The organism is Mycobacterium sp. (assembly GCF_019247635.1).
Classification (GTDB): domain Bacteria; phylum Actinomycetota; class Actinomycetes; order Mycobacteriales; family Mycobacteriaceae; genus Mycobacterium.
This window is the reverse complement of record NZ_JAFBAR010000013.1, coordinates 1-21212: the sequence shown is the minus strand read 5'-3', so window position 1 is coordinate 21212 and position 21212 is coordinate 1. Positions and strand designations below refer to the sequence as shown.

Genomic DNA, 21212 nt, shown 5'->3' with positions numbered 1-21212 from the left:
AATGCGCAGACTCACAAAGCATTACGGCTCGCATCCGGTGCATCTGTTGACCATGCTGGCCGGCTTTGCGCTGTTGGGCTACGTCCTGGCCACCTTCAAGCCGGCCACCCTGTGGAACCCCGGCACCTGGTGGCAGTCGATCGCCGTGTGGTTCGCCGCCGCGGTCGTCGGCCACGACCTGTTGCTCTTCCCGGTCTACGCGCTGGCCGACCGGGTCATGTCGCGCACACCCCGACGCTCGCGTCACTCAAACGTCACCGCCCGCAACCACATCCGGATACCAACGCTGGCGGCCGGCCTGACGCTCATCGTTTTCCTGCCCGGCATCATCCGGCAGGGCGCTCCCACCTACGAGGCGGCGACGGGCCAAACCCAGCAGCCGTTTCTGGGCAGGTGGCTGCTGCTCACTGCGGCCATGTTCGCCGTTAGCGCCCTCAGTTACACCGCGCGCGTCACAGTGACGCGGTGGAGCGAACGTGAAAGTACTCATTATCTCGACGAATGATGCAGCTAGCAAATGAGCTGCCGCCACAAATTGGCACTTGTGAGATAACCGCGCCGCAACGGTAGTTTGCGGGAACCGTGCGGGGGTACGCTGCCCTACATGACGGTGAGGGGACCCCGCATCCTGCCCTGTGTGAGATGGTTGCTGCGGGCTCGTCCCGCCGACTATATGCTGGCCTTTAGCGACATCGGCGCTTCGCTGCCGGTGGTCGGTAAGCGCCTCGAGCCGCTGGGTACGGCCACCGCGATGAGCGTCTGGGGCGTGCGCCATGCGCCCGACTTCATGTCGGCCGCCGCACGAGACTGGCGGACACCCGGCATCAACGAACGGCGCCGCCGCGACCGCGAAAGCAGCCGCGACGTCGCCGTCGCCGCCCTGCAAGGGCTGGTCCAGCCCGCGGACCTCGCTCTCGAATGGCCCACCCCACTCAACGCTTCGCCCCTGTGGGAGGCGGTGCGTGACCGGCGATACCTCTACCGTCGGGCCGTCCACTACGGGCACCATCCCGCGCAGAAGCTGGACGTCTGGCGCCGCAAGGATCTTCCCGCCCAACCCGCGCCGGTACTGATCTTCGTCCCCGGCGGCGCCTGGGTGCATGGCCGCAGCATGCTGCAGGGTTCCGCACTCATGTCGCGCCTGGCCGAGCAGGGCTGGGTGTGCCTGGCCATCGACTACCGCGTGTCCCCGCACCACCGGTGGCCGCGGCACATCTCCGACGTCAAGACCGCCATCGCCTGGGCACGGGCCAACGTAGACAAGTTTGGCGGTGACCGCAGTTTCGTTGCGGTAGCTGGCTGTTCGGCCGGTGGGCATCTGGCGGCGCTGGCCGGGCTCACCGCCAACGACCCCCAATACGAGCTGAAGCTGCCGGAGGGCTCCGACAGCTCGGTCGACGCGGTGGTCGGGATCTACGGCCGCTACGACTGGGAGGACCGGTCCACCCCGGAACGGGTCCGGTTCGTCGACTTCCTGGAGAAGGTCGTGGTCAGGCGCAGCATTGCGCGTCACCCCGAAGTTTTCCGTGACGCATCGCCGATCGCCCGCGTGCACCGAAATGCCCCGCCGTTCTTGGTGATTCACGGCAGCAAGGACGGCGTCATCCCGGTCTGGCAGGCGCGCGCCTTCGTCGAGCGGTTGCGTGCGGTGTCGCATTCGCCGGTCGGCTACCTGGAGTTGCCGGGCGCGGGCCATGCGTTCGACATGATCGACGGTCCCCGCGCCAATGCGCTGGCACACTCGACGGCGTTGTTCCTCAACGAGGTTCATCGCAACCGGATGCAGTTCGCGAAAGAGGTCATCTGAGCGGCGGCCGATTGTAGGGGCGCCGAATTAGGTAGGGATCTGCGTTGAAACGGCTCAGCGGGTGGGACGCGGTACTGCTGTACAGCGAGACTCCCAACGTGCACATGCACACCATGAAGATCGCCGTGATCGAGCTCGACGAAAGCACTCGCGGGCACTTTGACATCGATTCGTTCCGTGCGGTCATCGCGGCGCGGATGGACAAGCTGGAGCCGTTGGGCTACCAGCTGATCGACGTCCCGTTCAGGTTCCATCACCCGATGTGGCGAGAGAACTGTGAAGTGGATTTCGACTACCACATCCGGCCGTGGCAGCTGCCCGCCCCGGGCGGTCGGCGCGAACTGGACGAGGCGATCGGGCAGATCGCCAGCAGCCCGTTGGATCGCGGTCGCCCGTTGTGGGAGATGTACTTCGTCGAGGGCCTGGCCAACGACCGGATCGCGGTGGTGGTCAAGATCCACCACGCGCTGGCCGACGGCGTCGCCTCGGCAAATCTGATGGCCCACGGTATGGACCTGACGCCGACGCCGGAAGGCGAGTCGTACACGCCCGACCCGGCCCCCACCAAGCGCGAGTTGATGACATCGGCGTTCGCCGACCACATGCGCCACATCGGCCGGCTCCCCGCGACGGTCCGTTACACCGCTCAGGGCGTGGGCCGGGTGCGACGCAGCTCGCGGAAGCTCTCGCCGGAACTGACGCGGCCGTTCGAGCCGCCGCCCACCTTCATGAACCACATGCTCACCCCCGAGCGCCGATTTGCCACCGCCACACTGGCTTTCGCTGATGTCAAGACAACCGGTAAGCAGCTCGGGGCGACCATCAACGACATGGTGCTGGCCATGTCGGCCGGGGCGCTGCGCACCCTGCTGCTGCGCTACGACGGTACGGCGGTACCGCTGCTGGCGTCGGTTCCGGTGAGTTACGACTTCTCGCCGGACCGGATCTCCGGGAACCGGTTCAGCGGAATGATGGTTGCGCTGCCGAGCGACTCCGATGATCCGCTGGAGCGGGTGCGCTGCGCCCACGACAACGCGCTGTACGCCAAGGAGAGCCACCAGTTGCTGGGGCCGGAGCTGATCAGCCGGTGGGCGGCGTATTGGCCCCCGGCGGGTACGAAGGCCATGTTCCGGTGGCTGGCGAGCCGCGACGGACAGAACAAGGTGCTCAACCTGAACATCTCGAACGTTCCGGGGCCGCGCGAGCGCGGCCGGGTGGGCGGCGCACTGGTCACCGAGATCTACTCCGTCGGCCCGCTGACCGCCGGCAGCGGGCTGAACATCACCGTGTGGAGCTATGTCGATCAGCTCAACATCTCGGTGCTGGCCGACGGCGCCACTGTCAAGGACCCGCATGAGGTGACCGATGCCATGATCGCTGACTTCATCGAAATACGCAGGGCCGCAGGTCTTTCAGACGATCTGACGGTTGTCGAGGAAGCGATGGCTCAGGCTTGATCCGAGGCCCGAACCGGGGCCGTTACCATCAAGCACTGTGAGCAACGCTACAAGTCAGCCAGCCGACAACACCGAACCCGAAGTCCTGGTCGAGCAGCGCGACCGGATCCTGATCATCACGATCAACCGGCCGAAGGCCAAAAACGCAGTCAACGCCGCCGTCAGCCGTGGGCTGGCCGACGCGATGGACCGACTCGACGACGACGCCGGCCTCTCGGTGGCCATCCTGACCGGCGCGGGCGGTTCGTTCTGCGCGGGCATGGACCTCAAGGCTTTCGCCCGCGGCGAGAACGTCGTCGTCGAGGGCCGCGGAATGGGCTTCACCGAACGTCCGCCTGTCAAGCCACTCATCGCGGCGGTCGAGGGGTACGCGCTGGCCGGCGGCACCGAGTTAGCGCTGGCCACTGACCTGATCGTGGCGTCGAGGGACTCGGCGTTCGGCATCCCCGAGGTCAAGCGTGGCCTGGTCGCCGGCGGCGGGGGGCTGCTGCGACTGCCCGAGCGCATTCCGTACGCCATCGCCATGGAGCTGGCCCTCACCGGCGACAACCTGTCCGCCGAGCGCGCCCACGAGCTGGGGCTGGTCAACGTGCTGGCCGAGCCCGGGGGGGCCTTGGACGCCGCGATCACGCTGGCCGAGAAGATCACCGCCAACGGACCGCTGGCGGTGGCCGCTACCAAGCGGATCATCACCGAATCCCGCGGCTGGAGCCTCGAGGACCGGTTCGCCGAGCAGATCAAGATCCTGGCCCCGATCTTCATGTCCAACGACGCCAAGGAGGGCGCGATCGCCTTCGCCGAGAAGCGCGCGCCCCGCTGGACCGGGACATAGCGGCTGGGCGCTCCGGCGTTTTTCCGGCGTTGACTCTGCGTCCAGGGCGCAATTGTTCGAGTAACCCCCGCCGTGGACGCAGAGTCAACGTCCGGAGATCACGCTTGGCGGGCGCGGGTGGGCCGGCGACGGGCTAGCGCTACACTGTGGCCTGACTTTGTAAAGGGCTGGGGATCGGCGAAGGATCGCGGATGAGCATTTCGCTGTTGCTGGAGATGGCTGTGTCGGGCAACCCGGACCGCACGGCCGTCGTTGATGGTGATCTGCGGTTGACGACACAGCAGCTCAGCGATCTGGCCGACGGTGGTGCCGGCGTCATCGCGGCGTCCGGCGCCCAGCACGTCGTGTACGTCGGTACCGGCGGCGCGATGCTGCCCCTGCTGATCTTCGCCTCGGCACGCGCCGGGCTGGCCTTTACCCCGATCAACTACCGCCTGTCCGCCGAGGGCGTGCAGAGCCTGATCCAGCGGCTGCCCGACCCGCTGGTGATCGCCGACGGCCGCTACCAGGACATGATCGGCGACGCCTCGAAACGGCAGCTGACCTCCGACGACTTCCTGACCGCCGCGCGATCCGGCGAGCCGGCCACTGAAGTTTTGGCGTTTGCCGACCCGGATTCCGTCGCGATCGTGCTGTTCACCTCGGGCACCACCTCCCAGCCGAAGGCCGTCGAGCTCACCCACAACAACCTGACCAGCTACATCACCGGCACGGTCGAGTTCGAGTCGGCCGCGCCCGACGACGCCGCGCTGATCTGCGTGCCGCCCTACCACGTCGCCGGCGTCTCTGCCGCCCTGTCCAATCTGTACGCCGGCCGGAAGATGGTCTACCTGCCCAACTTCGACCCGCAGGAATGGGTCCGGCTGGTCAACGACGAACACATCACCGCCGCCACGGTGGTGCCCACCATGCTGGACCGCATCGTCACGGTGCTTGAGACCGACGGTCACCAACTGCCGTCGTTGCGCAACCTGGCCTACGGCGGCTCGAAAGTGGGCCTGCCCCTGGTGCGCCGGGCGTTGGAGCTGTTGCCGTCCGTCGGCTTCGTCAACGCCTATGGCCTGACCGAGACCAGCTCGACGATCGCGGTGCTGACCCCCGACGACCACCGCGCGGCGCAATCCGCGACCGACACCGCGGTCGGCAGGCGGCTGGGGTCGGTGGGACTGCCCGTGCCGGGCATCGAGGTGCAGATCCGCGCCGAGGACGGCGCGGTGCTGGGGCCGGGAGAGACCGGCGAGCTGTTCGTGCGCGGCGAGCAGGTGTCCGGACGCTACACCGGCATCGGCTCGGTGCTCGACGAAAACGGTTGGTTTCCAACCAAAGACGTGGCCATGCTCGACGAGGACGGTTACCTGTTTATCGGCGGACGCAGCGACGACACCATCATCCGCGGTGGCGAGAACATCGCGCCGGCCGAGCTGGAGGACGTGCTGTTCGAGCACCCGCACGTGCGGAACGTGGCCGTGGTCGGAGTCGAGGATGCGCAGTGGGGCCAGGCCATAGTCGCGGTGGTCGTGCCGGCCCCGGGCGCCGATCCCGATCCCGACGAGCTGCGCGAGTACGTCCGCAAGAGTCTGCGCGGGTCGCGCACGCCGGACCGGGTAGTGTTCCGCGACGAGCTGCCCACCAACGCCACCGGCAAGGTGCTGCGTCGGGAGATCATTCAGGAGCTGGAAGGACTGCACGCATGATCAAGAACGGAACTCGCCTCGCCAGCCAGGTGTGTGACACCCAGGTCATCGTTGTCCGAAGCGCCGACAGCCTCGACGACTTGCGTTGCGGCGGTGCGCCAATGGTGGAAATAGGCGGACCCCGTTCGGGCGAGCTCGACCCAGCGTTCGCCGACGGCACCGTGATGGGCAAGCGCTACGTCGACGAGACCGGCGCCGAGGTGCTGGTGACCAAGCCCGGCGCCGGGAGCCTGAGCGTCGGCGAGACCAAGCTGAGTCTCAAAGAGGTCAAGCCGCTGCCGGCCAGCGACTGACTCAGGAGCCCTGCCGCCCGTCGGGGCCGGGCGCTCCGAGCAAGATCCCGCCGCTGCCACCCACGCCGACGGTGCCGCCGCCGGTGCTGTCGCCGCCATTGCCGCCGTTTCCGATCAGCGCGGCATTTCCCCCATCACCGCCATTACCGGGGTTGATGCCCGTCCCGGCGCTGCCGCCGCTCCCGCCGTTGCCGATCAAGACGGCGCCGTTGCCGCCGTGACCACCGCCGCCGGCGGTGAAGTTGCCGCTGTCCCCGCCCAAGCCGCCGTTCCCGCCGTCGCCGAGCAGCCCTACGGCGTTGCCGCCGGCGCCGCCCGCGCCTCCCCTGCCGACGGAGCTTTGACCGCCGGCGCCGCCGTCTCCGCCGTCGCCGAGCAGCTGCCCTCCGTTGCCGCCGTCGCCCCCGGCACTATCGAAACCGTCAGCCTTGCCGGCCCCGCCATCGCCGCCGCCCCCGATCAGCCCGGCATTTCCACCGTGGCCCCCGTGGTGGTTTGCCCCGCCCTGACCGCCGTTTCCGCCGCTACCGGTCAGCATTCCGCCGGCGCCGCCGTTACCGCCGTCATTGCCCGCGCCGCCCAATCCGGAGTCGCCCCCGGCGCCGCCGTTCCCGTTGATCAGGCCACCGTGGCCGCCCTGTCCGCCCGCACCCGCCTGGGAAAACACCATGAGGCTGGTACTGGCAGCGCCGCCGGTTCCACCTGGTCCGCCGTTGCCGATCAACCCAATCGCGTCGCCACCTGCGCCACCGACGCCGCCAAAGCCCAACCCGGCGGTGCCGTCCCACACTCCGCCGACGCCGCCGGCTCCGCCGCTGCCGAACAACAGGCCGCCGGTGCCGCCGGCACCACCGGCACTGGCGGTTCCGCTCGCGGCGGTGTTTCTACCGCCGCTTCCACCGTTGCCGCCGTTGCCGATGAGTCCGGCGGCGCCGCCGCTACCGCCCGCCTGGTTTGCCCCGCCGGAGCCGCCGTTGCCGCCGTTGCCGATCAAGATGCCGCCCGCCCCGCCGTTCTGGCCGGTTCCGGCCACGCCGTCGACGCCGTCACCGATCAAGGGACGTCCCAACAGGTGCTGGGTGGGGGCATTGAGAAGGGCTAGCAGTTCCTGCTGCGCGGCCTGCCATGGGTTGGCCGTTGCCGCGGCATTGGCCGCCTCCGCGCCGGCGTAGGCGTTCGCACCGGCGTTCAGCGCCTGCACAAATTGCTGGTGAAACGCCGCCGTCTGGGCGCTAACCGCCTGATACCCCTGGGCGTGCGCGCCGAACACCGCGGCGATGGCCGCCGACACCTCGTCGCCCGCGGCGACCGCGATGCCCGTCGTCGGATACGCCGCCGCGGCGTTGGCCTGGCTGATTGCCGAACCGATACTCGCCAGATTCGTTGCGGCCATGGCAACTACATCGGGAACCGCGAATACGAAGGACATTGCCCAACCTCCACCGACCTGTTGGCCCGGCGGTCACTCGGCTGCTCGGGTGATCACGGAGCCGTGCGGGTAAGGATCAAAGCGTAACGCCCTCCGTGACAGCGCACAGCGTATTCACACCGCCCGCTACTTGCGGGCCGCATAAGTCACGTGCATTTCAGCGGTGCGAGCGAATTTGCTTGCTGTGATGAGCGTTTCGACTAAAGCCGATGACGCTGTCTCTCCCAGCTGGCGAGTATTAGGCCGGACCCTGCGGCCCGGTGGCCCCATTGGCTCCGAGCACGAGCCCGCCGCTGCCGCCGGCACCACCCAGACCGCCCACGGTTTGACCGCCGCCACCTTCGCCGCCGTCGCCGCCTGCGCCGAACAGCCCTACCGCGTTGCCGCCAGCTCCCCCTGCGCCAGGCAAGAAGATCTGGTTTCCGCCCATGCCGCCGTTACCGCCGTTGCCCAACACGAGCCCGCCGTTGCCCCCTTCGCCGCCAACACCGCCGCTCCCACTTGTGCCGTCGCCGGCGGTTCCTCCTGTACCGCCGTTGCCGATCAGCCGGGCGCTCCCGCCGTTGCCACCGGCGCCGCCGACGAGGCCACCACCGCCGTCGCCGCCGTCGCCGCCGTCGCCGAAGAGCTGACCGCCCGCGCCGCCCGACCCGCCGGCGCTGCTATTGGCGCCCAGTCCGGCGTTGCCACCGTCGCCTCCGGTCCCGTATAGCAGGCCGCCGCTGCCGCCGTTGCCCCCGGCACCACCGGTAGCGCTGACGCCGGGGGTCGTGTCGCCTGCGCCGCCAATCCCGCCTGCGCCACCGCTGCCGAACAGCCCTATGGCATTGCCACCGGCGCCGCCGTGACCCCCGCTGCCGTTCACAAAAAAGTTGGCCCCTCCGACGCCACCCGTGCCGCCACCGCCGATGAGCAGGCCGCCGGTGCCGCCCGCGCCGCCGGTGCCGGCGGTGCCGGCGACAACATTGCCGACGCCGCCCGTGCCGCCGGCGCCGCCGTTGCCGATCAGTCCCGCAGCTCCGCCGTCCCCACCGTTCTTGCCTGCGGCGCCGGATCCGCCGTTGCCGCCGTTGCCGATCAGAAGTCCGCCGTCCCCGCCTCGTTGGCCGCTGCCGGGCGCTCCGTTGGTGCCGTTACCGATCAGCGGGCGCTGCAGCAGCGCCTCGGTCGGTGCGTTGATCACGGCGAACAGATCCTGCACGACGGTCTGTAAAGGCGACGCGCTGGCCGCCTCGGTGCTGGCATAGTTGGCCGCGCTCGCGCCCAAGGCCTGCACGAATTGCTGATGAAACGTGGCCGCCTGGGAGCCGATTGCCTGATAACCCGCGGCGTGCGCACCGAACAGCGCAGCGATGGCCGCCGACACCTCGTCGGCGGCAGCCGGCAGCAGACCCGTAGTCGAGGCCGCCGCAGCGTTGTTGGCCTCATTAAGCGTCGAACCGATAGCCGCGAGATCTGTTGCAGCTGAGCCAACTACATCCGGAATCGCGAAAACAGATGACATACCGCACCTCCGTTGGCCTGGCACGACCCAGCGTTGCCCACTCGAAGGTGCTCGTCGAGGCGTGCGGTAAAGAGCACCAGCGTAGCGCGGGTCTCGGGACGGCGTGCCTCAATCCACCCAGATGCCTGCAGCGTTGACCGCAATCACGTCGTCTGGGTCTTATCCGTTTCTCTTCAAGCACACCTAGGGACCCTGCACTCCGTCGGGTCCGGGCGCGCCGAGCAAGATCCCGCCGTTGCCGAACAGCCCGATCGCGTTGCCGCGAACACGAAGGACATTACCCAACCTCCCACCGACCTGATTCGGACCGGCGGTCACTCGGCTGTCTGGGTGATCGCAGAGCCGTGCGGGCCAGGATCACGGCGTAGCGTGATCCGGCACAGCACACAGTGCTTTCACCGTGACTGCCGACGCTGCTCAACGACGTCCCACTGGAATCGCACCTGGGCGGCCTCACCGCGAAAATCGGATTCCCTTGTGTAGAGAATGATTCGAGCTGTACGCCGCCTGCCACTGTCTCTAGGACCCTGCCGTCCGTCGTTCCCCGGCAGGCCAAGCATCCGCACGGGCCTGCTGCCTTCTAACCGCAAGCACAGCTGGATCTCACATCGCAGAGCGGGCACGTGGGATGCGCGGCCGTATGAACCGGAACTGTTGCTAGTCAGCCCTGCTTGACGGCGACCTTGTTACGAGATACGAATTCCCTTGCCTTGATTAGGAATTCGAGCTGCTCGTTAACTTGGCGCAGGGGCAGAACACTGCGGGTTGATCTGCACAGCACGATGGCGCCCTCGAGTGCGGATATCGACATCACCGCCAGCGACGCCGCATCCTCCTCGTCGAAACCGTCCGCGACGAACGCCCGAGTCATTGCGGTGCTCCAGCGGCCAAGGATGACGCCCGCCTCGGCGGCCAGCTCGGGATCGTCTCCGGCCGAGCCGATCGCGGCCGCCACCACCGGGCAGCCGGCCAGGAAATCCCCCTCGGCCAGCAGGCGTTCCCAGAAGCCGACGAACTCGCGCAGCAAGACTTTGGCGCCGCGGTCAACCGCGGCGTCGATCTTGGCGGTAATCGAATCGCCCGAGTACCGCAGCGCCTCGGCCAGAATCTGATTGCGCCCGTCGGGAAAGTGGTAGTACACCGAACCGCGCGGCGCGCCGCTGCGGGCGAGCACCGCGTCGATCGTGACGCCCGCGGCCCCGCATTCACGCATTACTTCGGCCGCGGTGACCAGCATCTTGGTGCGGGTGCCGCCACGCTTGGTGGTGGCCGGGGTCATGCGGCGGGCTCGTGCCGATGCTGCGGAAGGGACCAGTGCGCCAAGCGGGGGCTGAACCGGAGCTGACGGCGCCGCACGTAAGGTATCTCGCTGCTGAATCGGAAACCGGCAATGTTTAGCTCGATGTTCCACATGACTGCTCCCCGCATGTGTGTCTGTGCTGCTCGCATGTGCCGAGAACCGCGGCCCATAACTATGTTGGGGAGCATATAAGACATCTGTTAATTAGGCAAACTCGCAATCCAATCGTCCCAGGTGTGAGCTAAATCGTTGCCCGGTCGCCCCGATCGAGCGGCGTGACTTGAGCACCACGATTATGTTCTATTGCATAATCCGCAGATCTGCGGTTCACTGAGCCGATGACTGGCTCCTCTTCGGGCACCGTGACGCTGGAGCGCGACGGGCACGTCCTGCTAATCGGACTGAACCGGCCGCACAAGCGCAATTCCTTCGACCGGGCGATGCTCGCCGACCTGTCCCGCGCCTATGCGCTCCTGGAGGGGGATTCTGAGCTGCGCGCGGGCGTACTGTTTGCCCACGGCGAGCACTTCACCGCGGGCCTGGACCTCGTCGACGTCGGGCCCGGCATCGCGGCCGGGCAATCACCAATGCCCGACGACGGCCGCGACCCGTTCCGACTCGACGGTCCCTGGGAAACGCCGCTGATCGCCGTCGCACACGGTTGGTGCATGACGTTGGGCATCGAATTGCTGCTGGCCGCCGACATTCGCCTCGCGGCGGCCGGTACCCGGTTCACCCAGATGGAGGTACAGCGCGGGATCTACCCGTTCGGCGGCGCGACTATCCGGCTGCCGCGCGAGGCCGGGTGGGGCAACGCGATGCGCTGGCTGCTCACCGGCGACGAGTTCGATGCCGCCGAGGCGCACCGGATCGGGCTGGTGCAGGAGGTTGCCGACGACGCCGACGCGGCTCTGGCGCGGGCCCGCGAGATCGCGCAGACCATCGCCGAGCGCGCCGCGCCGCTGGGCGTGAAGGCCACGCTTGCCTCGGCGCACCTCGCGCGCCGGCAGGGCGAGGCCGCCGCCATCGAGCGCCTGCGCCCCGCCGTCGTCGAGCTCTTTGCCAGCGCCGACGCCGCCGAGGGTGTGCAGTCGTTCATCGAACGCCGGCAGGCTCGCTTCCAGGGCCGCTAACCGGCCTGACCGCCGAGCGTCACGCCCGCGTCGCGTCGAGCGTGAACTGGTGGCGAAAAAATCGCCAAATTCTCGCCGCCAGTTCACGCTCGGCGCAAGGGACAAAAGCGTTAGTCGACGGTGTAGCCCATCGGCATCAGCACGCTCTTCTGCTGGGTGAAGTGCTCGACGCCCTCGGGCCCGTTCTCGCGGCCGATCCCGGAGTTCTTGTACCCACCGAACGGACAGCACGGATCAAAGGCGTACCAGTTGATCGCGTATGTCCCGGTACGGATCTTCTCCGAGATCTCGATGCCCCGCGGCACGTCGGCGGTCCACACGCTGCCGGCCAGCCCATACACCGAGTCGTTGGCGATCTTGATCGCGTCCTCCTCGGTGTCGTAGGGGATGATGCTCAGCACCGGCCCGAAGATCTCCTCCTGCGCGATCGTCATCTTGTTGTCGACGTCAGCGAAGACCGTGGGCTGCACGAAAAACCCGCCGTCCAGCCCTTCGGGACGGCCGCCGCCGCACACCAACCGCGCACCCTCCTCGATGCCCTTGGCGATGTAGCCCTCGACCCGAGCGCGCTGCTTCTCCGAGATCAGCGACCCGATCTGGGCGTTCGGGTCCGACGGCGGCCCGACCGGCAGCATCTGCACGAAGTTGCTTACCGCGTCCACGATTTCGTCGTAGCGCGAGCGCGGCGCCAGGATGCGCGTCTGTCCCACACAGGCCTGCCCGGTGTTCATGATGCCGGAGAACACCATCATCGGGACCGCGGACGCCAGGTCGACGTCCTCGAGGACGATGGCCGCCGATTTCCCGCCCAGCTCCAAGGTGCAGGGCTTGAGCAGGTCCGCCGCACGGCGGCCGATCTCCTTGCCGACGGCCGAGCTGCCGGTGAAGGTGAACAGGTCGACGTCACGGTTGGACGTCAGTGCCTGCCCGGTCTCGATCCCGCCGGGCACCACCGACAGCACGCCCTCGGGCAGGCCGGCCTCGGCGAACACCTCCGCCAAAGCGTTTGCGGTCAAAGGGGTTTCGGCCGCCGGCTTCAGCACCACCGTGCACCCTGCCAGCAGCGCGGGGCCCAGCTTGTTGACCGCCAGGAACAGCGGCACGTTCCACGCCACGATCGCGGCCACCACGCCGATCGGCTCGCGATGCACAATGGTCTGCCCGTAGGCGCCGGTGCGGGTCTCCCGCCACTTGATCTGGTCGACCGCGGGGCCGGCGAAGAAGTTCATCGCCCCCATCGAACCCATCCAGTGCATCGTCTCGATGGTCATCGGCGGCTGGCCGGTCTCGTCGGCGAGCAGCTTGGAGAACAGGTCCTTGCGCTCCTCCAGCAACTTGAGCGCGTTGGCGATGACGGCCGCGCGCTCCTTGGGTGGCGTCGACGGCCACGGCCCGCTGTCGAACGCCGCGCGCGCCGCGGCGACCGCGGCGTCCACGTCGGCCGCCGCCGCCATCGGCACCTTGCCGACGTAGTCGCCGGTGGCCGGGCAGTGCACCTTGATGATTTCGTCGGTCGACGGGTCGGTCCACTTGCCGCCGATGAAAAGTTTGTCGTATTCGGTCGTGTGGCTGTCGGTCATATGCCGCCGCTCCTCCTCATCGCTCCGTCCCCGCCACGCGGGTGGGGGTACCTCCCACTTGTGGGGCGTGCCCCCACTGCATCGTGCCGGCGGGCATGGCGCCACCCTACCCAAGGCGGAGCAAAACGAGAACATGTTTCATTCTCGCGGCTGGAGCACCAGCACGAGATTGCTCGCCAGGAACTCGCGCAGCACCGGCACCCGCGTCACCCACCACGCCCATCGAGGGTGGTAGCGCGGGAATGCGGCGATCAGGGCGCCGGTGCTCGCCGCCCAGTCCAGGCCGTCGGCCGCTGACACCGCAAACAACGACGATCCGTAGTTATTCTTCGCCGGTTGACCGTGCTTTCGGGCATACATCGCGGCGGCCCGGGCGCCGCCCAGGTAGTGGGTCAGGCCCATCTCGTGCCCGCCGAACGGACCCAGCCAGACGGTGTAGGACAGCACGGCCAGCCCGCCCGGCCGGGTCACCCGCAACATCTCGCCGCCGAGTTGCCAGGGCCGCGGCACGTGCTCGGCGACGTTGGACGACAGGCAGACGTCCACGCTGTCGTCGGCGAACGGCAGTGCCATGCCCGACGCGCGCACCACCGTTCCGGGATCACACACCAAAGTCGTTGCGGTGTTGTGTATTTCGCCGGGCTCGGGTTCGACCCGAACGTACCTCATCCCGGCTTCGGCGAATGCGTCCGCGAAATAGCCTGGCCCGCCGCCGACGTCGAGGACCATGCGGCCGGCCGGATCTTGGCCGTGAGTGCCCTGCCACAGATCGCCGACCATAGCGGCGGTGTCTGCTGCCAGCGCGCGGTAGAACCTGGCCGGGTCGGGCTGTTCGTAGCGGAAGTCCGACAGCAGCCGCAGTGACCGCCGCAGCGTCGCGCGCCGCGCGAAGACGTCACGCGCCAAATCGGTTAGCCGGCACCGCGTGCGGCCACATACAGCGGAATGAAGATTTCCCCGAGCAGCAAGCAAACGACAAACCACGCCGCAGGTGATTCGATATCGACTGGCCCCACAGACAGGACGATGGAGTCTCCGCGGGCGCGTCGTTTGCTGACATCGGTGTGCACCCACATAGCGCCCGGGATCATCATTACCACCGCAAGGACCGCAACCAGCAGAGTCACGTGCGCTTGCCCCGTCAACGAATACATCAGAACTCCCATCGGGCCTGACTCACATGCCGTGAACGGGAACTTAGCAGCTGTTCGGCTGACGCGTCGCTTCGCGCCGGCGAGTCGAGGCCGCGCTGTCACGCCGGATAGGCTGTTCAGCGATGTCTGACCTGCGTTCGGTGTTGCTGCTGTGCTGGCGCGATACCGGGCACCCGCAGGGCGGCGGCAGCGAAACCTATTTACAGCGCATCGGCGCGCAGTTGGCCGGACGCGGCATCGACGTCACCCTGCGCACCGCCCGCTACCCCGGGGCGCCGCGCCGTGAGGTGGTCGACGGGGTGCGGATCAGCCGCGCCGGCGGCCGCTACACCGTGTACGTCTGGGCGCTGCTCGCGATGGCCTTGTGCCGATTGAGGCTGGGACCCTTGCGCCGGGTCCGGCCCGACGTCGTCGTCGACACCCAGAACGGCCTCCCGTTTCTGGCGCGGCTGGTCTACGGCCGTCGGGTGGCGGTGCTGGTGCACCACTGTCACCGCGAGCAGTGGCCGGTAGCCGGGCCGGTGCTCGGCCGGCTCGGCTGGTTTGTCGAGTCGCGGTTGTCCCCGCGCTTGAACCGGCGCAACCAGTACGTGACGGTGTCGCTGCCGTCGGCTCGCGATCTGGTTGCCCTCGGCGTGGACAACGGCCGGATCGCGGTGGTGCGCAACGGACTCGACGAGGCGCCCGCGCAATCGCTGTCCGGACCCCGCGCGGCCAGGCCGCGGGTGGTGGTGCTGTCCCGGCTGGTGCCGCACAAGCAGATCGAGGACGCCTTGGAGGCCGTCGCGGAGCTGCGGCCCCGCGTACCGGCCGTGCACCTCGACATCGTCGGCGACGGGTGGTGGCGGCAGCGACTCGCCGACCACGTGCGGCGGCTCGGCATCTCGGAGGCGGTGACCTTTCACGGCCATGTGGACGACGTCACCAAACACCATGTGCTGCAAAGCTCCTGGGTGCAGCTATTGCCGTCGCGCAAAGAGGGGTGGGGCCTGGCGGTCGTCGAGGCCGCGCAGCACCGGGTGCCCACCATCGGCTACCGGTCCTCCGGCGGATTGTCCGACTCGATCATCGACGGGGTTACCGGGATCCTGGTCGGCGGTCGCGCCGAACTGGTGGACCGGCTCGAACTGCTGCTGACCGACCCGGTGCTGCGTGAGCAGCTCGGCGCCAAGGCGCAGGCCCGCAGCGGCGAATTCTCCTGGCGGCAAAGCGCCGAGGCGATGCGCTCAGTGCTCGAGGCGGTGCACGCCGGCGAGCTAACCTGCGGCGTCGTCTAACCCGCGAGACTTAATCTTCGGCGGTGTCGGACGGCGTGTCTTCGGCCCGGCGTAAGTGCCGGCGCACTCGACAGCCCACCGCGCCGACACCGCTTCCGACCAACAGGGCCAGCCACACCCAATGCGCGGCGGTTGTCGCTCGGAGGCGGACAGAAGAGACACCGCCGCCCCGCCCGCCGACCCGATATAGCGCCAACTCCCGATCGCGGTACACCGGCGAAAGTCCGTCCAGGGTGCGTGCGGCAAAGCCCATGTCGCCCGGGGACGACTCGACGACAAGCCACCCCACACCGGCGGACGCCAGGGCCGACGGGTCGGGCCCGGTCAGCAGCAACTCCTGCACCGCGCGCGCGCGTGCGCCCTCGCCGGGCACGGTCACCCCCGAGATCACCAGATCCCCGGTGGTCAGCACGTCGGCCCGCAGCCAGCGCGGCAACGGATCGAGCACCGGCGCCGGTCCGGACCAGGAGAACCGACGCATGGTTCCGGCGGGCAACACCGCGACGACGCCGGGGTCGGCGTTGACAGCCGCGGCTACCGCCGCCCACCCGGGCGGGTAATGCACCGGCTCCACGCGGCCCCATACCCCCCACGCCAGATCGGGGAGCGCGAGCAACAGCGCCAGGCAGCAGAGGACCGGAGTCAGCGCCGGACGCAACCACCTACGCAGCGTCACCACCGCGCCCGCCGAGGCCACCGCGTACCCGGGCATGGCCAGGGCCACCCACTTCTGCCCGTCGCGCAGCACCCCGAGGCCGGGGGCGGCGTCGACCACCGCCCGCAGCAGGTGCAGCCCCGGGCCCGTCGCCAGACAAGCGGGCACCAGGACGGACACCGCGGCCAGCACCAGCAGTGGCCGCACCGACCCATGTCGCACCACCGCCGGCAGCCCAACAAAGACGACACCCAACAGCACCACCGCCGACATCACCGCGAAAGGCGTTGTGCGTGAGCCGGGTACGGCCTCGCCGTTCCAGATCCCGCCCAGACTGGCCAGGCTGAACAGCGTGCCAAGGCCGGGTTCGGCGCGTGGTGCGAACGCGGTGACCCCCGCCGCGTTCGCCGCCGTGTGACTGGTCAACGACGAGCCCAACGTCGCCGCCAACAGCCAGGGCAGCGCCGCCGCCAACCCCGCGGCCAAAGTCACGGCCGCGTACAGCCATCGCGACCCGGCAGCCCCCCGCGCGGCGAGGCAGGCCAGCGCCACCGTGACGGCCAGCAGCAGCCCGGTCGGCGTCAGCCCGGCCAGCGTGATCCAGAAGACCAACCCCCAGACCGCACCACCCGAGGCCCGCAGCGTCAGCATCGCCGTCGCGACCCAGGGCAGGCAGCCGTAGCCGACTAGCAGGCTCCAATGGCCTTGCAGCAGCCGTTCGGCGACGTAGGGATTCCAGATCGCCAGCGTGATCGCGACGAACTCGCCGCTTGCGCCCGCGCCGGGCACCGCGGCGGCGGCCAGACGCGAGGCCCCCCACCCGGCGAGCCACAGCCCCAACACCAGCAGCGCCTTGACCACGACGCCGCCGTCGACGACGTGCCCGGGAACCTGGGAGGCCAGCGCCACCGCGAAGTCCTGCGGCGTCGCCCGCGGGGCCGCCGTCAATCCCAGGGCGGTGTCGGTGACGTAGGAGCGCGGCGTGGACACCGCGTCCCGCAGCAGCAAATACCCTGGCCGCAGCAGCGGTCCTACCACCAGTAGCGCCAGGGCCAGTGCGTACCCCGGCCGAATCCAGCGCACGCTCCGCGCTAGGCCTGTTCGGAAGGCCCGGACTCCGGCGGGGTCGGCTCGGGCGGATCCGAGCCGGGCGGGCTCGGATCTCGGGGCAGATCTGGACGCTGTGTGGGTAGCTTCTCCGTCTCGGCCTCGGCGCCGGGCACCCGTCCCCTGAGGCCGACAGGGCCGCCGGGATCCCAGTCGTCGCCCTCCCGGTCCAGGCTGGGATCGGTCAGCGCGCTCTCGGTCCGTAGGCTGAACGAGGCCAGCACTCCGCCGCCGATCAGTGCTATCAGGCCGACTGCGGTGAACGTGATCGGCAGCACGCGCGACCATAGCGCAAGCCGGTCGCGCTCGTCTCGGGCCGCGTTGACCTGGGCTTCGATGCTGTCCTCGGTGGAGGTGACCTTGTAGTCGGTCAGCGTCACGTCAGGCTTGAGCGGATCGGTGCGGGCAAAGTAATGATTGGCGTGCTCGACCTTTTTGATGATGGTGCCCGACACGGGGTCCACCCAGAATGTCCGCTGCGCGGCGTAGTAGCGGGTCATGGTGATCTGCTCGTCCGGGTCACCGCCCTGCAGCCCCCACATGGCTGCGGACGTCGTGACTTTGCTGTCCGCGCGGTCGGCGTACAACGAGGGGTATTCGACGGGCGTGGCCAACTTGCCGTCGCTGCCGTAGCCGACATTTTGGGTGAACCGGTACGTGCTCAAGCCGTTGACGTCTTCCTCACCGTCGAAGTCGGCGGGGTACGCCTTCTGCGCGATCGGGTCGAAGTAGGGATACGTCTTCTTCTCGGTCTTGAACGGGAACCGATAGGACAGCCCGTCGTGTCTCAGTTGAGTGGTGGTCGGGGGGTTTTCGTCACCCAAGCTGCGCGGTCGCTGCAGTGCGCCGCCGGCGTGGGTGTCGTCGGAGACGGCCATCGCGGTCTTGCGGTTAAGGGTGACGGTGTCAACGATTGCCAGCAGCAACCCGCTGTCCTTCTGTTTGTCCGTGCGCCGCACCGAGGTGCCGACCTGCAGCGTGACCACGTCGGCGTTGGCCGGCGACTCGACGGTGATCTGCTGCTGGGAAACCAGCGGCACGTTGTCGTTGATGACGAAGTGCGGGCCGGACAGCGACGTCGAGTCCAGCGCCTTTCCGTTGCCCTCACTGACCAACGTCGTGTCGATGTCGAGCGGAATCTTCGTGATCCGACCGGTCGTGTAGGTCGACAGCAGCAATGCGGCGATCAGCAACGCGGCACCGAGTCCGATGACTCCACATGCGGCGAACCGCAACATGACCGCTCGGTTCACGTTGCTGTGACCTCCTTCTGGCGACCCAACTCGTCGGTGGCAACTTGCATCCCGACCTGACCAAGCAGCGAGGCAAACCCGTTCGACCCTAACAGCAGAATCTAAGACCTCGGCGAACGAACCCGTCCCCACCCGCCCCGGCAATGCCGGCGCGATTTCGGGTGTGCCCGAGTCGCCGGCAACCGATCACAGGCAGACTGTGCTGGTGGCGGTGGTTGACCAAAAACGAGACCAGCAGGTGGGTGGGGTCCGCGGTTTTCTGCCTGCCGTCGAAGGTATGCGCGCCTGCGCGGCCATGGGGGTGGTCGTCACGCACACCGCCTTTCAGACGGGTCATTCCAGCGGCGTGGACGGCCGGTTGTTCGGTCGCTTCGATCTGGCCGTAGCGGTGTTCTTCGCCCTGTCGGGTTTCCTGCTGTGGCGGGGGCACGCCGCGGCGGAACGGGATCTGGGTCCGCGCCCGCGGACGGGGCACTATCTGCGATCCCGGGTGGTCCGCATCATGCCCGCCTACCTGATGGCCGTGGTCGTGATCCTGTGCCTGTTGCCCGACTCGGACCACGCCAGCCCAACGGTCTGGTTGGCCAACCTGACGCTCACCCAGATCTATGTGCCGCTGACCCTGACCGGCGGCCTGACTCAGATGTGGAGCCTGTCCGTTGAGGTCGGTTTCTATCTGGCCCTGCCTGTGTTCGCCATGTTGGCCCGCCGCTTGCCGGTGGCCGCCCGGGTGCCGGCGATCGCCACCTTCGCGGTGCTGAGCTGGGCCTGGGCGTGGGTGCCGTTGGATGCCAAGGCGTGGAACAACCCGCTGGACTGGCCTCCGGCCTTCTTCTCGTGGTTCGCGGCGGGCATGCTGCTGGCGGAGTTGGTGCACAGCCGGATCGGGTGGGTGCACCGGTTGGCCCGACGGCGCGTGCTGATGGCCTTCATCGCGGTGTCGGCCTATCTGGTGGCGGCGTCGCCGCTTGCTGGCCCGGCCGGACTGGCCGTGGGCAGTGCTGCTCAGTTTGCGGTGAAGGCGGCGATGGGCGCGGTCGTGGCGTTCGCGTTGGTGGCCCCATTGGTACTGGACCGGACCGACACGCGGCACCGACTGTTGGGCAGCACCGCGATGGTGACATTGGGGCGGTGGTCCTACGGCCTATTCATCTGGCACCTGGCCGCGCTGGACATGGTGTTTCCGGTGCTCGGTATTTTCGCCTTCAACGGCCACATGCCGTCGGTTTTGCTGGCGACCCTGATCTTCGGCTGGGCGATCGCCGCCGTCAGCTATGGCCTGGTCGAGTCGCCGTGTCGAGAAGCGTTGCGCCGCTGGGAAAAACGCCAAGGGCCGACGGGTATTCGCGTCAGCGACCCGGAAGCGGACGCGATCGCGCCGTGACTAATCGATGACAGCACCCGTGCACCCACTGCGGGGTTCCCATGCCGGCGGTGGCGGGCCCGTCGGACCGGGCAGTGGGCTGTAGGCCCCGTAAGGGTTGTACGGTGCCGGCTGCGAGGGGAACTGCGGCGGATAGGCCGGCGGTGTTTGGCGGGGTAGTCGCGACCACGCCACCAAACTGAAGGTGAGGGCCACCACGGAAATGACGGTCACGATCGCCAGCCACACGATGAGCATGGGGAATGCTAGCATCGCGCGCCATGCCTGACCTGCCGATCTTGACGTCCCCGGGACACTCGCTGACACTGCGGCGCCTGGTCGAAAACCTTGCGGCTATCGATACTCACCTCGACAACGCCGACGCCTGGCGAGGGGCGGAGATTGCCGATCAATACATCCGCATCGAGGCGACCGACAGTCTGGTATCAAGTGGCGCGCAGCGCCGCGAGTACGTGGTGGCTATGCACGTGTTCCCCAGGCCCGTGAACGGCGATCTGCATGACCACCGCTGGCCGTTTGCCGTCTACCCATTTGCCGCCGGACTGCCCGACGGGACCCCGCTGTACGAAATGCCCTGGGAACACGAGCAACGGTCCGGCATCATCACGATCGGCTCGCGATATCCCTACGCCATTGAGGACTGTGCTGTGCGGCACGCGGTCCGAGGACTGCGTCCGCATATGTCGTTGACTGTCGCCGACATCACCGACCCGCCGACGCGGCCCAATCGACTTGCCGTCGCGGCACTTTCGGCTAATGTCGCCGCGGCGATGCTCGCCTACGCGCGTGACGCATTCCGCTCCGGGCGCGGATAGGCTACAGCCGCCGCGGCTTTCCCTTCGATACGGCAAAGGCTGTTATCCCGCGGGTTCAGAATGGCGGGTCGTCGGGCAGGGGTTCGGGTTCGGGTGGCTTCCAGTCGGGGGGCAGTTCCTCGGGTTCTCGTGGGTCGTTGACCCACGTGCAGAACGGGCTGTTGCTGGGTTCCCCCTTGAAGAGAAAGAGCATGTCGCGCATGTGGTTTCGGAACTTGCGTCCGGCGATCTCCTGTTTGCGGGCTGTCGCCAGCACGCGCTGGGCCTCGTTGAGCGGTCTTTGATCACGATTATGCTTGCGCGCCGCGGCGATTCGGGTGCTGCGTTGCTGGGCTCGGCTGCGTCGGTTTCGCGTCGGAGCGGTGCACGCGGGTCTGTGTAGCGCCGGGAAGAGGTCGGTGCCGGCCGGGGACGTGCGATACGTGCGCCCGGTCGGCGAGGTCCAGATGACGGTTCCATCGGCCAGTTGCTGATCTAGCCATCCACCAAAGGTCTTGATCCTATGATGTTTTCGGCAAAGGCATTTCAGGTTCTCCAA

General features: G+C 68.2%; 19 protein-coding genes and 1 pseudogene. 10 read left to right on the top strand and 10 right to left on the bottom strand.

Annotated features, from left to right (window positions below; all coding sequences use genetic code 11):
• The first annotated feature begins 1 nt into the window (after position 1).
• The 6 genes from JO236_RS02205 (at position 2) to JO236_RS02180 (ending at position 6083) form a co-directional block, all read left to right on the top strand.
• Positions 2-505 carry a hypothetical protein gene (locus JO236_RS02205; RefSeq protein WP_293324123.1) on the top strand — a complete coding sequence of 168 codons (504 nt, stop codon included), beginning with the start codon at positions 2-4 and terminating at the stop codon, positions 503-505.
• A 99-nt stretch (positions 506-604) separates the two neighbouring features.
• Positions 605-1807: an alpha/beta hydrolase gene (locus JO236_RS02200; protein ID WP_293324121.1), complete on the top strand. Its 1203-nt coding sequence runs from the start codon at positions 605-607 to the stop codon at positions 1805-1807.
• A gap of 44 nt (positions 1808-1851) precedes the next feature.
• A complete protein-coding gene (locus JO236_RS02195) occupies positions 1852-3264 on the top strand; it encodes a WS/DGAT/MGAT family O-acyltransferase (protein WP_293324119.1) in 1413 nt (470 codons plus the stop codon).
• A 37-nt stretch (positions 3265-3301) separates the two neighbouring features.
• Positions 3302-4096, top strand: coding sequence for a crotonase/enoyl-CoA hydratase family protein (locus JO236_RS02190; RefSeq protein ID WP_293324117.1), 795 nt, complete (start codon positions 3302-3304; stop codon positions 4094-4096).
• A gap of 191 nt (positions 4097-4287) precedes the next feature.
• Positions 4288-5790, top strand: a complete 1503-nt coding sequence (locus JO236_RS02185) for a class I adenylate-forming enzyme family protein (RefSeq protein WP_293324116.1) — start codon at positions 4288-4290, stop codon at positions 5788-5790.
• Entirely contained in the window at positions 5787-6083 is a 297-nt protein-coding gene (locus JO236_RS02180; RefSeq protein ID WP_293324114.1) for a hypothetical protein, read from the top strand. The genes JO236_RS02185 and JO236_RS02180 overlap by 4 nt, the downstream gene beginning before the upstream one ends.
• 1 nt (position 6084) lies before the next feature.
• On the opposite strand, the gene JO236_RS02175 is transcribed toward JO236_RS02180, so the two are convergent.
• The 3 genes from JO236_RS02175 to JO236_RS02165 all read right to left on the bottom strand — a co-directional run bounded on the left by JO236_RS02175 (position 6085) and on the right by JO236_RS02165 (position 10295).
• The gene (locus JO236_RS02175) at positions 6085-7512 is read right to left on the bottom strand and encodes a PE family protein (RefSeq protein ID WP_293324111.1); all 1428 of its coding nucleotides are present in this window, start codon (positions 7510-7512) and stop codon (positions 6085-6087) included.
• A gap of 238 nt (positions 7513-7750) precedes the next feature.
• A complete protein-coding gene (locus JO236_RS02170; protein WP_416362136.1) occupies positions 7751-9016 on the bottom strand; it encodes a PE family protein in 1266 nt (421 codons plus the stop codon).
• 661 nt (positions 9017-9677) lie between these two features.
• On the bottom strand, positions 9678-10295 hold the full coding sequence (locus JO236_RS02165) for a TetR/AcrR family transcriptional regulator (protein ID WP_293324108.1): 618 nt from the start codon (positions 10293-10295) through the stop codon (positions 9678-9680).
• A 359-nt stretch (positions 10296-10654) separates the two neighbouring features.
• On the opposite strand from JO236_RS02165, the gene JO236_RS02160 reads away from it, so the two are divergent.
• The gene (locus JO236_RS02160) at positions 10655-11449 is read left to right on the top strand and encodes a crotonase/enoyl-CoA hydratase family protein (protein WP_293324105.1); all 795 of its coding nucleotides are present in this window, start codon (positions 10655-10657) and stop codon (positions 11447-11449) included.
• Positions 11450-11559: 110 nt separating this feature from the next.
• Here the strand turns inward: JO236_RS02160 and JO236_RS02155 are convergent, their stop codons facing one another.
• The 3 genes from JO236_RS02155 to JO236_RS02145 all read right to left on the bottom strand — a co-directional run bounded on the left by JO236_RS02155 (position 11560) and on the right by JO236_RS02145 (position 14183).
• Complete coding sequence (locus JO236_RS02155) at positions 11560-13029, bottom strand: aldehyde dehydrogenase (protein WP_293324102.1); 1470 nt, start codon at positions 13027-13029, stop codon at positions 11560-11562.
• Between the two features lie 138 nt (positions 13030-13167).
• Positions 13168-13935: a class I SAM-dependent methyltransferase gene (locus JO236_RS02150; RefSeq protein WP_293324099.1), complete on the bottom strand. Its 768-nt coding sequence runs from the start codon at positions 13933-13935 to the stop codon at positions 13168-13170.
• Positions 13936-13940: 5 nt separating this feature from the next.
• The gene (locus JO236_RS02145) at positions 13941-14183 is read right to left on the bottom strand and encodes a hypothetical protein (protein WP_293324096.1); all 243 of its coding nucleotides are present in this window, start codon (positions 14181-14183) and stop codon (positions 13941-13943) included.
• A gap of 122 nt (positions 14184-14305) precedes the next feature.
• On the opposite strand from JO236_RS02145, the gene JO236_RS02140 reads away from it, so the two are divergent.
• Positions 14306-15460, top strand: coding sequence for a glycosyltransferase family 4 protein (locus tag JO236_RS02140; protein ID WP_293324093.1), 1155 nt, complete (start codon positions 14306-14308; stop codon positions 15458-15460).
• Between the two features lie 10 nt (positions 15461-15470).
• Here the strand turns inward: JO236_RS02140 and JO236_RS02135 are convergent, their stop codons facing one another.
• Both JO236_RS02135 and JO236_RS02130 read right to left on the bottom strand, forming a co-directional pair.
• A complete protein-coding gene (locus JO236_RS02135) occupies positions 15471-17198 on the bottom strand; it encodes a hypothetical protein (RefSeq protein WP_293324090.1) in 1728 nt (575 codons plus the stop codon).
• Between the two features lie 8 nt (positions 17199-17206).
• Positions 17207-18475 (bottom strand): DUF3068 domain-containing protein, encoded by a 1269-nt coding sequence (locus tag JO236_RS02130; RefSeq protein WP_293324087.1) that lies wholly within the window; start codon positions 18473-18475, stop codon positions 17207-17209.
• Between the two features lie 277 nt (positions 18476-18752).
• Between JO236_RS02130 and JO236_RS02125 the strand changes: the two genes are divergently transcribed.
• Positions 18753-19859, top strand: coding sequence for an acyltransferase family protein (locus tag JO236_RS02125; RefSeq protein ID WP_293324186.1), 1107 nt, complete (start codon positions 18753-18755; stop codon positions 19857-19859).
• Here the strand turns inward: JO236_RS02125 and JO236_RS02120 are convergent, their stop codons facing one another.
• Entirely contained in the window at positions 19860-20096 is a 237-nt protein-coding gene (locus tag JO236_RS02120; protein WP_293324084.1) for a hypothetical protein, read from the bottom strand.
• Positions 20097-20119: 23 nt separating this feature from the next.
• Here JO236_RS02120 and JO236_RS02115 point away from each other — a divergent pair, with 23 nt between their 5' ends.
• Positions 20120-20674, top strand: a complete 555-nt coding sequence (locus JO236_RS02115; protein WP_293324082.1) for a hypothetical protein — start codon at positions 20120-20122, stop codon at positions 20672-20674.
• A 55-nt stretch (positions 20675-20729) separates the two neighbouring features.
• Here JO236_RS02115 and JO236_RS02110 read toward each other — a convergent pair.
• Positions 20730-21212 (bottom strand): annotated as a pseudogene (locus tag JO236_RS02110) (HNH endonuclease); the annotation flags it as partial.